The following is a 13,753-nucleotide window of genomic DNA, read 5'->3' as shown; positions in this document are numbered from 1 at the left end:
AGGTGTTGCGCGACTCGTGGGTGTAGTGTTTAGTTGACACATGAGTGTCAGCGACAATTTACATTCACCCGTGGCGATGACAAGGCGCTGGCCCGAGCCGTCTGCGGCGCTCGAGCTGATAAAGCCGATCACCTGGTTTCCGCCGATGTGGGCCTATCTTTGCGGCGTCGTGTCGGCCGGCGTCTGGCCGGGCGCGGCCTGGGGCGTGGTGGTGCTGGGCGTGATCCTGGCAGGGCCGATCGTCTGCGGGATGAGCCAGGCCGCGAACGACTGGTGCGACCGCCATGTCGACGCGATCAACGAACCGAACAGGCCGATCCCGTCGGGACGCATTCCTGGCCGCTGGGGGCTGTGGATCGCGCTGGCGATGACGGGCGTGGCCCTGGCGGTGGGCTGGCAGCTTGGGCCCTGGGGATTCGGCGCGACGGTCGTCGGCGTGCTCGCCGCCTGGGCCTATTCGGCCGAGCCTGTGCGCCTGAAGCGCTCGGGCTGGTGGGGCCCCGGGTTGGTCGGCCTGTCTTACGAAACGTTGCCGTGGTTCACCGGCGCCGCGGTTCTGAGCCTGGGTGCGCCGTCCTTTCCCGTGGTGGCGGTGGCGCTGCTTTACGGGCTTGGCGCGCACGGGATCATGACGCTGAACGACTTCAAGGCGCTCGAGGGCGACCGGCAGATGGGCCTGCGCTCTCTTCCGGTGGTTCTGGGGCCCGAAGTCGCGGCGAAGATCGCCTGCATCGGGATGATCGTTCCGCAGATGATCGTGGTCTGCCTGCTGCTGATCTGGGGCCGGCCCTGGCACGCGCTGGCGGTGGCGGTGGTGCTGGCCCTGCAGGTCGCGGCGATGCGGGTTCTGTTCCGCGACCCCAAGGGCAAGGCGCCCTGGTACAATGCCACCGGAGTGTCGCTTTACGTGACCGGGATGATGATCACCGCCTTCGCGGTTCGCACGCTTGGGGCCGGCGGATGACGCTGTCGTGGCTGTCCATCGTCCGGCTTGGCCTGGTGCAGATGGCGCTGGGATCGGTGGTGGTGCTGACGACATCGACGCTGAACCGGCTGATGGTCGTCGAGCTTGCGTTGCCGGCCGTGCTGCCCGGATTTCTTGTGGCGCTGCATTATGGCATCCAGATCACGCGGCCGAACTGGGGGTTCCTGTCCGACCGGGGCGGGCACCGCAACCGATGGATCGTCGGCGGCATGGCGGCGCTTGGCCTTGGCGCGATGCTGGCGGCGACGGCAATCCCGGTTCTTGACGGGCGCTTCGGTGCGGGCCTTGCGCTGTCGATCCTGGCCTATGCCCTGATCGGACTGGGCGTCGGCGCCTCGGGGACTTCGCTTCTTGCGCTTCTGGCCACCGCGACGGCTCCGCGGCGGCGGGCCGCGGCGGCCACCATCACCTGGCTGATGATGATCTTCGGCATCGCGATGACCGCGGTGCTGGTGGGCCGCTTCCTCGAGCCCTACAGCCCCGAACTGCTTCTCAGGATCGTGGCCGTGGTGACGTCGGGCGCCTTCGTCCTGACCTGTCTTGCGGTCTGGGGCGTCGCCCGCGGCATCGAGACCCGGCCCGAACCCGAGGCACAGTCCTTCCGCCACGGGCTGGCCGAGATCTGGGCCGAACGGCGGGCGCGCAACTTCACCGTCTTCGTCTTCCTGTCGATGACGGCCTTCTTCATGCAGGAACTGATCCTGGAACCCTATGCCGGGCTTGTCTTCGGGTTCACGCCGGGACAATCCACCCAGCTTGCCGGCGCGCAGAACGGTGGCGTGTTTCTTGGGATGCTGATCGTGGGCATCGCCGCCACCGGCCTGCGCCTTGGAAGCCTGCGGGCCTGGGTGATGGCGGGGTGCCTGGGGTCGGCCGCGGTCCTGGCGCTGATCTCGATGATCGGTCAGACGGGCGCGCCGCTGCTGGTGCCGGCGGTCATGCTGCTTGGCCTTTTCAACGGCATGTTCGCGGTCGCGGCCATCGGGTCGATGATGGCGCTGGCCAGCGAAGGCCGCGACAAGCGGGAAGGCACGCGCATGGGCCTGTGGGGCGCCGCGCAGGCGATGGCCGCGGGTTTCGGCGGGCTTCTGGGCGCGACAGCGGCCGACGCGATGCGCGGCCTGACCGATGACGCCACGGCCTTCGGTACGGTCTTCGTCGCCGAGGCCCTTCTTTTCGTCGCGGCGGCCGTCATGGCCGCGCGCATCATGGACCGCGCCCCCGCGCGGTCGTCGCCCCATCTGGTTCCGGGAGAATGACCATGGTCTACGATGTCGTCGTCATCGGTGGGGGGCCATCCGGCGCCACCGCCGCCGAGGATCTGGCGCGGGCCGGCCGGAAGGTCGCCTTCCTTGACAGGGCAGGCCGGATCAAGCCCTGCGGTGGGGCCATTCCGCCCCGACTGATCCAGGACTTCGACATCCCCGACAGCCAGCTTGTCGCCCGGATCAATACCGCGCGCATGATCTCGCCCACGCACCGGATGGTCGACATCCCGATCGAGAACGGCTTTGTCGGCATGGTCGACCGTGAACATTTCGACGAGTTCCTGCGCAAGCGTGCGGCGAAGGCAGGGGCGCACCGCAATACGGGCACCTTCAAGCGGATCGAGCGCGACGCGACCGGCACCCATGTCGTGTTCCGCGACAAGGTCTCGGGCAACGAGATGCGGCTGACGGGCAAGATCGTGATCGGCGCGGATGGAGCGCGGTCGAACGTGGCGCGGACCGAGGTGCCGGGGGGCGAAAGCATCCCCTACGTCATCGCCTATCACGAGATCATAAAGGCACCCGAGCGCAATGCCCGCCCGGGCGAGGCGCTGGATCTTCGCGCCTATGATCCCACGCGCTGCGACGTGGTCTATGATGGCGCGATCAGCCCCGACTTTTATGGCTGGGTTTTCCCGCACGGAGCGTCGGCCTCGGTCGGGATGGGAACGGAAGATCCCGATTTCGACCTGAAGAAGGCCACCGCGGACCTGCGCGCCGCCGCGGGTCTGACCGACTGCGAGACGATCCGCAAGGAAGGCGCGCCGATCCCCCTCAAACCGCTGGACCGCTGGGACAACGGGCGGGACGTGGTGCTTGCGGGCGACGCGGCAGGGGTGGTTGCGCCGTCCTCGGGCGAAGGCATCTATTACGCGATGGTCGGCGGGCGCGTGGCTGCGACGGCGGCACAGGCGGCGCTTGCCTCGGGGCGGGCGCGCGACCTTGCCCTGGCGCGGAAGCTTTTCATGAAAGAGCACAAGACCGTCTTCAAGGTGCTGCGCTCGATGCAGGACGCCTATTACCGGTCCGACGAGCGGCGCGAGCGGTTCGTCAGCCTGTGTCACGATGTCGACGTGCAGAAGCTTACGTTCGAAGCCTATATGAACAAGAAGCTCGTGAAGGCGCGTCCGCTGGCGCACCTCAAGATCGGGCTGAAGAACCTTGCCCACCTGACCCGGCTGGTACCGGAAGCCTACGTATGACCGACTTGATCCCCGCCTGGGTGAACGGCCGCCTGACCCCCGTCGAGAAGCTCGAGGTGCATCGCCGCGGGCTGCGCCACAAGGCCGTGTCGGTCTTCGTGATGGCCGGCGGCAAGGTGCTGATCCAGAAGCGCGCGGCGACCAAGTACCACACCCCGGGCCTTTGGGCGAACACCTGCTGCACCCATCCGCTGTGGGACGAGACGCCCGTCGATTGCGCCGTGCGGCGGCTGCGTGAGGAGTTGGGCATCACCGGGCTTTTCCCGTCGCATCGCGACAGGGTGGAGTATCGCGCCGACGTGGGCGCCGGGCTGATCGAACATGAGCTGGTGGATATCTTCCTGGCCGAGGCGACCCTTGACCTGAAGGTCGCGCCAAACCCCGAGGAAGTGGCCGAGGTGCGCTGGATCGACATCTACGACCTGGCCGCCGAGATCGGGCGCTGGCCCGAGCGCTTCACACCCTGGCTGCAAATCTACATGGAGCAGCACAAGGCGCGCATCTTCGGGTCCCTGGTTCGGGCCTGACGGCGACGCCGACGCCCCGGATCAGGTCCGCCGATGGCGGCCCGGCGTGCCATCCCCGGTCTTCGCGACGCGCTGCCGACACGGCGAGTGTTGGTCGCGCAGCCACGGACGCCACGCATCGACCTGACCGCGTTCAGGCGAACTGGAAGTCGGCCGCGCTCAGGTCGGCCGCATCGAAATCGGCCAGCGTCAGCACGTCCGCACCCGGTGTCGCCAGCGTGATCCGGGTGTTCGCGCCGGACTGCTGGATGACCAGGTCCGACAGCGCGTTGACGCCCGAATGCAGCGCGAAGTTGAGCCGGTCCACCCCGTCGGTGAAGTCTTTCACCACATCCTTGCCCCAGGCATCGTCGAAGACGAAGACATCCGCGCCGCCAAGACCCAGCAGGAAGTCGTCGCCGGCGCCGCCGTTCAGGCTGTCGTTGCCGGCATCGCCGATCAACGCATCGTTGCCCGCGCCGCCGAAGACGGAATCGTTCCCATCGCCGGCGTAGAACAGATCATTCGCGCTGCCGCCGATCAGCGTGTCGTTGCCCCCGCGGCCATCCAGGATCAGGGTCCAGGCATAGCCGGTCGCGTCGATCGCGTCGTTGCCGGTGAAGCCGTTCACCCGCTCGACCCCAAGCCAGGTGCCGATCGCGATCGACACGCCCGCGGCGTTGTTGATCTGCGCCTTGTCGAATCCGGCGTTGCCGTTCCCCACGAAGTCGCCGGATTCGCCGATGAAGAACGTGTCGTCGCCGTTCCCGCCGTAGAAGCTGTCGTTCCCGGTTCCGCCAAGCATCTGGTCGTTGCCGTCTCCGCCGAGCAGAACGTCGTTTCCGGCGCCCCCAAGCAAGGTATCGCCATGCGGACTCGCCGCGAGAAGGTCGTCACCATTCTCGCCCGACAGGACCCAGGCCGTCGACGCGGTTTGGGCGTTGAGGGTGTCATTGCCGTCGAACCCGTTGACCCGTTCGATCCCCTTCATGACAAAGGCGTTGAAATTCACCCCGGTGACCGAAGTGATGAAGGCCTCGTCATAGCCGACGGTGCCAGTGTCGTTCAGGAGGTCGAGCGCGTCGGAAAGAAAGTAGCGGTCCGAGTTCTCGCCACCATCCAGCGTGTCATTGCCGGCGTCGCCATAAAGCGTGTCCTGGTTGATGCCCCCCAGAAGACTGTCATTGCCGCTTCCGCCGAAAAGAAGATCGTTTCCGGCGCCGCCCTCAACCCTGTCGTTTCCGGCGCCGCCGCGAAGCGTATCGTTGCCCCCTCCGCCCAACAACTGGTCGTATTGCGAAGACCCGGTGATAAGGTTGTTGGCTGCCGTGCCCTCGATCCGCACGACATCCTCGGCGCCCCAGTTCGAGAAGGTGAAACCTGCCGCCGAGAAGTTGGTGACCGAGGGGGTGGTAGCCGGCGGGCCCGAGGTGCGTTCCATGTTGATCCACAGGCTATCGACGAACGCGCCGGCATTCGCCCCCGTGATCTGCAGGGTTTCGGAAAGTCCGCTGGTCACCGTCAGATTGCCGTGGTTGCCCACGAACTGGCTGGCCTCGAAGGTGATGTTCAGCCCCGAATCGATCAGCGGATTGTAGATAAGGGACTCGATCCCGGTGATGGTGGCAAACTGCAAATATGCAAATATGCCATTGAATTTAACAAGGAGACGGTCGTTGCCGGCGCCGCCGTCATAGACCGCACCGATCGGGATACCGCTTTCGATGTTGAGGGAATCGTCCCCCGACCCGCCATACAGCGCGTCGATCCCCGCATTGGCTTCGAGGGCATCGTTGCCGTCCTCGCCCCACAAGGTGTCATTGCCGTCGCCGCCGGCGAGAACGTCGTTTCCGCCGCCTCCGAACACCTGGTCGTCGCCGGCAAGGGCGAGGACCAGGTTGTTCTCGGGCCCGCTGCGCAGAACATCGTTGAAGGCACTTCCGATGAAATTCTCGATGGAGATCAGCACGTCGCCGGTGGCGTGTCCGCCGGTGATGACGCCCACCGCGGACATCGTGACGCCCGCGTCCGAACCGCTGTAGTCCGCAAGATCGAGGCCCCCGCCACCGTTCAGGGTGTCGGCGCCTGCCCCTCCGATGAAGTCGTTTTCCAGATCGTTTCCGATCAGGTTGTCGTTGCCCGCATTTCCGACAAGGTCCCGTCCGGTCGCACCCAACCGCAGCACATCGTCGAAGTTCGAGCCGATGAAGTTCTCGATCCCGATCAGCACGTCACCCGTAGCATGGCCGCCGGTGATCGTGCCGGGCGCTGCCATCGTCACCCCGGCGTTCGACGCCGAATAGTCTGCTACGTCCTCAGAACTGTCACCGCCGTCCAGCGTGTCGGCGCCGGCGCCCCCGATCAGCGTATCCCTCGACCCGAACCCGCGCAGCAGGTCGGCGCCGCTCGACCCTTCGATGCGATCGCGCATGGGCGTGCCGTCGATCTGGACGTACTCACCCTGTCCGCCCCAGGTCTCGAAGGTGAAGCCGGCGGCGGAAAACTCGGTGACCGTGCGGTCGGGATTGGCCGACGTCATGGTGACCAGGACGATCTCGCGCGAGGTCTGCGTGAACGCGGCGCCGATGACGTGCAGGTTGGCGGCAAGACCGTTCGTGGTGGTGAAACTTCCGTAGCCGCCGTCGAACTGCTGCGCTTCGAACTGCGCGATGCGGTCATTGGCGATGGCCTGCGAGAATTGCAGCCGCTCGATCGACCGGACCAATGCCCCCTGAAACTGCGCCCCAACCGCGTTCGCGATCACCAACGTGTCGGTGCCCGCGTCACCAGAAAACTCGCTTGAAGAGTGCTCGGTATCTGTGTCGGAAAGGATATCGTCGCCATTGTTGCCGCGAAGATGGTCGTTTCCGGCACCACCGGACAAGTTGTCGTTCCCGTCTCCGCCAAGGAGAAGGTCATTGCCCGTTCCCCCATCCAGAACGTCGTTGCCGCCCCCCCCTTGCAGCGCGTCATGTCCACCACCGCCGCGCAGCGTGTCGTGTCCGCCCTCTCCGAACAGGTGATCTTTCTGTGATGAGCCAACGAGGGAGTCGTTTCCAGCCCCGCCCCGTACTTCGATTACTTGGGTGCTGTTGCCCCACGATGGGCCAAAGGTCCAGGCGTTCAACAGAAGGCTGGTGGCACCATTCATGTTGATGAGGATTGTGGCATTCCCGATCTCACTGTTTACGAACAGCGAATTCGAAAGTCCGCTACCGAACTGTTGGGCATTGAACTCGGCGTAGAAAAAGGCGACGGCCCCAGAGGGGTCAGCGATTTCCAACCGCTCGATACTCACGATCTCGGCAAGGCGCAGATCGATGTAGGCGCTGACAGTCGTCAGGGGCGACAGTTTCAGCGTGTCGACTGCACCCGGCGTTTCCGTGGCGCCATCTATCCCGGAGATGATGCTGCCCGGTTGAAACGCGGCCGAACCGCTGAACCGGATCTCGATGATGTCGCTGCCGATGCCACCGTACAGATATTCGTCGTTCGCGTCGCCGATCAGCAGGTCGTTGCCCGTGCCTCCGAACAGGCGGTCGGCGCCAAGTCCGCCGACCAGCGTGTCGATCCCGTCATCGCCGAACAGCGCGTCATCATCGTCGCCGCCGTCGATCGAGTCGCTCCCGGCGCCGCCGCGCAGGATGTCTTCGCCGCCGCCGCCATTGACCGTGTCGTTTCCGATGTCGCCCAGGATGCTGTCGTTGTCGGCTTCGCCGAACAGCAGATCCGCGCCGGTGCCACCGACAATCGTGTCTGCACCGCCACCGCCATAGACAACATCGTTGCCGTCGCCGCCATCGACGCTGTCGTTGCCCGTTCCGGCAAAGACGGTGTCGTTTCCGCCCAGCGCGAGGATGATGTCGTCGGACGTGGTCCCATTCAGAAGGTTGGGATTGTCGTTACCGGTAATGAAAGCCATGAATTCACCAGGAAAGAAGTTGCGAACACATCAGAATGGCAGAACCTGCCAGCCCGGAAGTTCGCTCGTTCCCCGGCGTGCACCGGTTGAATGACGCTCGCGTCAGAGCCTCGCATCACGTCTCATGTTCAGTAGAAAAGTGTTTCTGTAAACAAAATTGTGATCCATGAAGCATTTGTGGTGATCGCATCGGACCCTTCCGAGGCGCCCCCCCCCGCACCGGTCAGGACGCGTAGCGCAGCCAGAGCAGCAGCATTGCAGTCGCCGCGAAGAGGCCGCCCATGATCAGGCCGCCCTTGGCGCCAAGCTCCTGCTCGGCGCTGATCGCGTCGGGATGATCGGTCGACAGCAGGAACGGCTTTCCGCGCGCCGCCGTAACGGACCATGTCGCGCGGGACATGTCGGCGGCGATCACGTCGTCGGGCGTGGGGAACTGGCCCAGGCGCGACGGCTCGGGCCGCCAGAGATCCCCGGACCCGCCGTCATCCCCGAAGCCCGCGTCCGGGTCGGCATCGTCATCGTCTTCGTCGTCCGGTTGGTACAGCGCGGGGTCGGATCGGGTGACCTCGCCCAGGGCGAAGAACGGCACGTCGATCCCGATGGTCTGCTCGACATAACGGAAGCGGGGGCCAAAGGTGCCCTGCACGTCATGCCGGATGCCGCCACCCGGCGCGCCGGAGGCATTGAGGGGAGGCGAACGGTCCTCGGGCGGGAAGTTCTGGCCACGCCAGTCCGACCATTCCGAGGACATCACGGTTGCGCCGTTGGCCCAGACTGCCGCCCAGGTCCTGTCGTCCCCGAACAGAAGCGGTCGGTCGGATTCTTCCTGCGCGATCTGTCGCCAGACGTGGCGATACTTGCCCGAGGCGTCCGCTTCGCGCACCGACTCCCAGACCTCGGCCTTCCACCAGACGCAGGGACGCCGGGTCAGTGGGGCCGCAAGTTCGGGTCCGACGGTTCTGCCCCAGGCCAGGTGGAGACCTTCGGAAAGGTCCGACACATCCCGCGGGGTCTGCGCGCCGATCACCTTGGCGTTCCGACGCGCCCACCACGTCGCGTAGAGCGAGCCCGCGGCAAGCAGCGCCACCATCCCCCAGCCCCACCAGAAGACCACTCCCGGAAGCGTCCTCAGCCAATCCATCTCATGTCTCCCTGCTGCCACGTGATGGGTAGAGCACGCGGGAGATTCCCAGAAGAGAAATTGCTGGCATGGGCGTCCATTCACCGCCCTGCCCGCGATCGACCGCCCCTGCGGCCCGGCGCAGGACCCGCCGACGTGCCACGGCCAGCAGAGCACTTGATTCAATCCAGTCCTCGCGCGGCCAACTGGGTTCAGGAACTACCTGATACAACGGGCCCTCAGCACTCTTGTCATTCCCGCGGCACCGTTTGCGGCGTTCGCCGAGGGGCTGATCATCGAGCGGACCATCGCCTTTTCGGACGGCGCCACGCACGACGAACGGGTGACCTTCCGGACGCGAGAGTGTCTTCGGCGGCAATGGCGCGACTGTACCAATCGGGCCCTGTCGGTGGAGGTGAGCGACTTCGACCCGGACAACGGCCGAGCGCAGAGCTTTGCCTCCATCGTCGACCTCGGCGTCAGCGTCCATATCGGCGTGACCGAATGGGACGCGCCTGTCGCGGTTGCGGAACCCGTGTCGGTCACCTCGGGACTTGCCTCGGATCAGTGACACGTCCGATAGGCGACGCAGGGGCGCTAAAGGTTGGTATCTGCCGGGCCCATCGACGTGCTTTTGATCGGGCAGCCCCGACGATCCGGCGGTCACTGCCTTGCCGCTGGTCCCGCCGGCAATCGCGGGTGTCGGCGCGTTGTGGCACCTTGCAGGGGCGCGTTTGGTGCCGGCGCGGTTCACGTTGGCGCTTTTCAAAAGCGGCATTACCGTCGGAAAGAGGGCGAGGGGGGTCTCATCGCGACGAAATTTGCTCAACGCATTGAGCAAATTACTTCTTCTCTTGGTGAGTGGTGCCGCTGAAGGGACTCGAACCCCCGACCCCATCATTACGAATGACGTGCTCTACCAGCTGAGCTACAGCGGCGCCGGCGCGGCTCTTACCAAGGTTTCGCGCAGGGTGGTAGCCCTAAGTTCGGGTTTTTTGCGTCTCGTCACTCGACGCCGCCTCGGCCGCGGCCTCATCGACGACGACCGCCTCCTCGACGACAGCTACCTCGGCGGACTCGGGCGCGGCAGGTGGTGTGACCTTGCCCACGATCAGCGGCAGCATCTCGGCGCCCGCGGGCATCAGCCCGCTTTCCTTCGGCGGACGGGTCCAGGACAGGGTGTCGAAGCCGCCACAGTTGTCGCAGACCGGCATCCAGGCCACGTGGATCGCATGGCAACTGTCGCAAACCCACTGGGGTCCGCGCGGCGCGCTCAGCGCCCGGGCCAGCCAACCCTTGACGACCGCATCCTCGGCGCCCTCGCCCCGTTCGATCGCCGCCATGATGGTCAGCGACCGCGCCGTTGGATCGGTTTCGGCAAGCGGGCCCAGCGCACGCCGGGCTGCGGGGAAATCCTCGGCCGCGATGTTCAGTTCGGCCAGAAGCATCCGCGTTTCGGGGTTCTCGGGCGCAAGCTTCGTCAGCGCCTCGAAGCGCTTCAGACGGGCCTTCGGGGTTTCGTTGGGCGCGATCTCGGCGAAGGCCGCGGCAAGGTCGGGATGGGGATGCACCGACCATGCCTTCTTCAGAACGCGCGAGGCGTTGCGGTGCTTGCCCTCGGCCACAAGGGCACGCGCCGCCATCGCCGCTGCGGGGATCAGATCCGGCGACAGGCGATTTGCCTCGATCGCCGCCTCGCGCGCCTCGATGGTGGCGTTTTCGTCAAGGATGTCCTTGGCCTCTGACAGGGCAAGGACGGCATCGCGGCGCCTGTAGACGTCGCGCGGCAGACTGCCGTGCTTGAGCTTGGCGGCAAGCGTCTTGCGGGCGCCTTCCCAATCCGAGGTGTCGGCCTGAAGGCGCAGCAGGGTGTCCTGCGTTTCCTCGTGGCGCGGCTTCAATGCAAAGGCCTTCTGGGCAAGCTTCAGCGCCATCTCGGTGTCGCCTTCGGCCAGTTTCTGCTTCATCAGCCCGCGCACGCCAACGAACCGGGTCCGCTCGTCGGTCAGAAGCCGCTTGTAGACCTCGGTCGCCTTCCTGGTGTCGCCGGCCAGTTCCGCGGCCTGGGCCGACAGAAGATTGGTCAGTTCGGGCCGGCCAAGGTATTTCTCGGCCTTGGCGGCCTTGGTCATGGCCACCCGCCCTTCGCCCGAGGCAAGGGCCATCATGCCGTCGGCCAGGGCCTCGAACCCCTTGCGCTCGCGGTTGCGGCTGAACCAGCGCGTGATCGCGGTTTCGTCGCCGCTGAGGAAGCGGAAGACGGCGACTACCAGTCCGGCAACGCGCAGGGCGACCCAGGCGGCAAGAAGCAGAAGCAGGATCGCGATGATCGATTGCAGCGGGCCGAACGTGAACTCCATCGTGCCGACCGACACGCGCAGCCCCGCGCCCAGTTCCATCAGATGGGCCGCGCCAAGGGCGAGACCGGCCACGATGCAGACGAAAAGGACGATCTTCAGAAGGGACCAGAGCATGGGTGTTCGTCCTCAATTCGTCTCGATACGGCTGCGCAACTCGGACAGGGCGTCCAGCGCGGCCTGCCGGGTTTCGGCGGCGGTCTTCCAGTCGGCCAGGGCGGCGAGGCCGGCCTCGGGCAGGCCTGACAGCTCGGATAGGGTCGCGGCAAGATCACCGTCGCGCAGGGCGGCCTCGGCGCGCGACAGCACGGCGTCGGGGTCGTCGCCCTCGCGCGGGGAAAGCGACCGTGCCCCAGTCTGGGTGCGCAGGAAGGCGATGGCGCGGTCCATGGCCGTGCCGGCCTCGCTTGCCCGGATCGAGGCATCAAGCGCGGCGCGGGCCGCATCGGGGAAATCGGCCTGAAGCACCGGCAGCGTGGGCACTCCGCCTTCGGCACCCGCCGACAGGACGGCAGGAACCTCGGCGCCGGCCGCCGCGACAATGGCGAGGGGGTCGGCAAACCCGGCACCCGTATCGACCGCCGCCGCGATCTGTTCCAAAGCCGCAGCGGCTGCGGCGCGTTCCGCCGCGGCGGCCGCTTCGGCTTCGATCCGCGCGGCCTCGGCCTGGGCGGCCTCGATCTGGGCGCGCGTCTCAGCCACGGCGGCGTCGAGGCGGGCCTGGAAGTCCGCCATCTGGTCGTCCGTCGGGGCGGCAGTGACACCCGGCTCGGCGGCAAGCGCCTCGATCCTTGCAGCAAGATCGTCGATCCGCCCCTGCAACGTCTCCAGTGCGCCCGCGTCGGTCGACGCGGGAAGACCGGCGATGATCTGGGCGCGCAGGGCATCGACATCGAGGGGCGCGGCGGCCTCTGACGCGGGCCGTTCCGCCAGAGCGGCGACCTGTCCGGTCAGTGCCGTCAGCTGTTCTTCCAGGGCGGTGACGCGGGCCGTCTGCGCGTCAAGCGCGGCGATGACATCGGTCGCCGGGCCGCGGTTCGCGGTCGGCCATCCGTCAGGCATGCCATAGCGCGCAAGCCCAAACCCCAGCGCGGCGGCCGCGACACCACCAAGAAACAGGGGAAGAAAGCCCGGTCCGCGAGGCGCCGGTGCCGGTGGAGGAGCCGTCATGGCGGCAGAATGCTCTGGCTCTGGCTCTGGCTCTGCCTCTGCCTCTGCCTCTGCCTCTGCCTCTGCCTCTGCCTCTGCCTCTGAACGAGCCTCGGACTCCATCGTCGAGTCGGCAACGGCGGCTTCGTCCCCTGCTCGGTCAGTGGCTGCAAGATCGGCCGGCGCGTCACCATCTGCCACCGTATCTGCTTTGCTCTCTTTTCCTGGGTCTGCCGCCGCGTCGACATCCTCGGTCAGAAGCAAAGGCGCCTCGGCGCCGGGCGCATCCTCTGACAGATTGTCCGTGGGGTCCGGGGCTTCGCTTGCGTCAGCCGGGGGTTCCGAGCCCGTCTCGGGCAAAGTGGGCGCGACCGCGGCGATTTCTTCGTCCCCGCTTGCCGGGGTCTCGGGTGACTTGGGCTTTCTCGAACGTGCCACGGGCGGCGCCTCTTCCAGCTGATCCGTCAACTTCGCCTGACAGGCAGGGTCCCAAGTAACCTAGCCCCGCCCCGAAGGGTCAACAAGCCGCGTCATTCCCGAATTCGCCCCGAACGAGGGAAAGCATGGCGTTGGCGGTCGGTTCCCGGGCGATCTTCGCGAAGGGCGGGCCGGCGCCCCAGGCGGCGGCGACCCGCGCACTCATCGCAAGGGGAATCACCGATGGACCGATCTCGGGCGCCTCATCCCGAACAAGGCGGGCCGAACGGGGCGAAAACAGTGGGAGAAGCACTGGCCGATCCGACCCGCGCAGCCAGCGCCGCGCCGCAGGGGTCAGCGGTTGCGCGACTTGGTCATAGATCACGACGGCCTTTGTCGGGACGCCGCCAGCGGTGAGCCGCGCAGCGGTATCGTCGGCGACATGAGCGCCCCGCAGGTGAAGAAGCGGGCCCTCTGGCCGGTCCGCCAGGATCAGCGCCACCAGATCGGCGGCGTCACCGTCCGCGGAAACGGCATCGAAGCCGGCGGCGGCGGCCGCCTCGGCGGTCTGCCGCCCCACGCACCACGCCCGCAGGCCGGTCCGCCAGGGTGCGTCCCCCAGCGCGGCAACCGCGTTTTCCGAAGTGAAGATCACGCCGGCAAGGCCCGAGGCGTCGTGGTCGAACTCACGCGCGACGATGGCGATCACGGGCGAGACGATCGCCTCGACGGGGTGCCCAAGCGCCGCTTCGCACTGGGCGAAGAACCGCTCCGACTGGGCGGCGGGACGGGTCAGAAGCAGAATGGGGGGCACCTTGGGCACGCGG

The 13,753-nt window shown here is 66.6% G+C and carries 10 protein-coding genes and 1 tRNA gene; 5 read left to right on the top strand and 6 right to left on the bottom strand.

Annotation, left to right across the window (positions count from 1 at the left end; genetic code table 11):
• The first annotated feature begins 40 nt into the window (after window positions 1-40).
• Genes chlG through idi form a run of 4 tightly spaced genes read left to right on the top strand, consistent with a single transcriptional unit; the run spans window position 41 to window position 3,982 of the window.
• Window positions 41-964, top strand: a complete 924-nt coding sequence (gene chlG / locus ACRDNQ_RS08270) for a chlorophyll synthase ChlG (protein ID WP_431828179.1) — start codon at window positions 41-43, stop codon at window positions 962-964.
• Window positions 961-2,244, top strand: a complete 1,284-nt coding sequence (locus ACRDNQ_RS08265) for a BCD family MFS transporter (RefSeq protein WP_431828178.1) — start codon at window positions 961-963, stop codon at window positions 2,242-2,244. Before chlG ends, ACRDNQ_RS08265 begins: the two co-directional genes overlap by 4 nt.
• A gap of 2 nt (window positions 2,245-2,246) precedes the next feature.
• Window positions 2,247-3,455: a geranylgeranyl diphosphate reductase gene (locus ACRDNQ_RS08260; RefSeq protein ID WP_431828177.1), complete on the top strand. Its 1,209-nt coding sequence runs from the start codon at window positions 2,247-2,249 to the stop codon at window positions 3,453-3,455.
• Window positions 3,452-3,982 (top strand): isopentenyl-diphosphate Delta-isomerase, encoded by a 531-nt coding sequence (gene idi, locus ACRDNQ_RS08255; protein WP_431828176.1) that lies wholly within the window; start codon window positions 3,452-3,454, stop codon window positions 3,980-3,982. The genes ACRDNQ_RS08260 and idi overlap by 4 nt, the downstream gene beginning before the upstream one ends.
• Window positions 3,983-4,115: 133 nt before the next feature.
• Here the strand turns inward: idi and ACRDNQ_RS08250 are convergent, their stop codons facing one another.
• Window positions 4,116-7,883, bottom strand: a complete 3,768-nt coding sequence (locus ACRDNQ_RS08250) for a beta strand repeat-containing protein (protein WP_431828175.1) — start codon at window positions 7,881-7,883, stop codon at window positions 4,116-4,118.
• A gap of 223 nt (window positions 7,884-8,106) precedes the next feature.
• A complete protein-coding gene (locus tag ACRDNQ_RS08245; protein WP_431828174.1) occupies window positions 8,107-9,024 on the bottom strand; it encodes a hypothetical protein in 918 nt (305 codons plus the stop codon).
• Window positions 9,025-9,418: 394 nt separating this feature from the next.
• On the opposite strand from ACRDNQ_RS08245, the gene ACRDNQ_RS08240 reads away from it, so the two are divergent.
• Window positions 9,419-9,574: a hypothetical protein gene (locus ACRDNQ_RS08240; RefSeq protein ID WP_431828173.1), complete on the top strand. Its 156-nt coding sequence runs from the start codon at window positions 9,419-9,421 to the stop codon at window positions 9,572-9,574.
• 291 nt (window positions 9,575-9,865) lie between these two features.
• Here ACRDNQ_RS08240 and ACRDNQ_RS08235 read toward each other — a convergent pair.
• From ACRDNQ_RS08235 to ACRDNQ_RS08220, 4 genes are all read right to left on the bottom strand, one after another.
• Window positions 9,866-9,941 (bottom strand) — tRNA-Thr (locus ACRDNQ_RS08235).
• A 42-nt stretch (window positions 9,942-9,983) separates the two neighbouring features.
• The gene (locus ACRDNQ_RS08230) at window positions 9,984-11,477 is read right to left on the bottom strand and encodes a heme biosynthesis protein HemY (protein ID WP_431828172.1); all 1,494 of its coding nucleotides are present in this window, start codon (window positions 11,475-11,477) and stop codon (window positions 9,984-9,986) included.
• Between the two features lie 12 nt (window positions 11,478-11,489).
• On the bottom strand, window positions 11,490-12,422 hold the full coding sequence (locus tag ACRDNQ_RS08225; RefSeq protein WP_431828171.1) for a COG4223 family protein: 933 nt from the start codon (window positions 12,420-12,422) through the stop codon (window positions 11,490-11,492).
• A 604-nt stretch (window positions 12,423-13,026) separates the two neighbouring features.
• Window positions 13,027-13,749: a uroporphyrinogen-III synthase gene (locus ACRDNQ_RS08220; protein ID WP_431828170.1), complete on the bottom strand. Its 723-nt coding sequence runs from the start codon at window positions 13,747-13,749 to the stop codon at window positions 13,027-13,029.
• Window positions 13,750-13,753 lie beyond the last annotated feature (4 nt).

Source organism: Saliniferula longa (assembly GCF_050789285.1).
GTDB lineage: Bacteria > Pseudomonadota > Alphaproteobacteria > Rhodobacterales > Rhodobacteraceae > CAVPWP01.
This window is presented reverse-complemented; position numbering and strand designations above follow the sequence as displayed.

Bases quoted from the DNA above. Each gene is read 5' to 3' on its own strand.
- ACRDNQ_RS08225 (WP_431828171.1), bottom strand. From the start codon at position 12,422: ATGCCTGACGGATGGCCGACCGCGAACCGCGGCCCGGCGACCGATGTC.
- ACRDNQ_RS08230 (WP_431828172.1), bottom strand. From the start codon at position 11,477: ATGCTCTGGTCCCTTCTGAAGATCGTCCTTTTCGTCTGCATCGTGGCC.
- ACRDNQ_RS08265 (WP_431828178.1), top strand. From the start codon at position 961: ATGACGCTGTCGTGGCTGTCCATCGTCCGGCTTGGCCTGGTGCAGATG.
- ACRDNQ_RS08245 (WP_431828174.1), bottom strand. From the start codon at position 9,024: ATGGATTGGCTGAGGACGCTTCCGGGAGTGGTCTTCTGGTGGGGCTGG.
- ACRDNQ_RS08250 (WP_431828175.1), bottom strand. From the start codon at position 7,883: ATGGCTTTCATTACCGGTAACGACAATCCCAACCTTCTGAATGGGACC.
- ACRDNQ_RS08260 (WP_431828177.1), top strand. From the start codon at position 2,247: ATGGTCTACGATGTCGTCGTCATCGGTGGGGGGCCATCCGGCGCCACC.
- chlG (WP_431828179.1), top strand. From the start codon at position 41: ATGAGTGTCAGCGACAATTTACATTCACCCGTGGCGATGACAAGGCGC.
- idi (WP_431828176.1), top strand. From the start codon at position 3,452: ATGACCGACTTGATCCCCGCCTGGGTGAACGGCCGCCTGACCCCCGTC.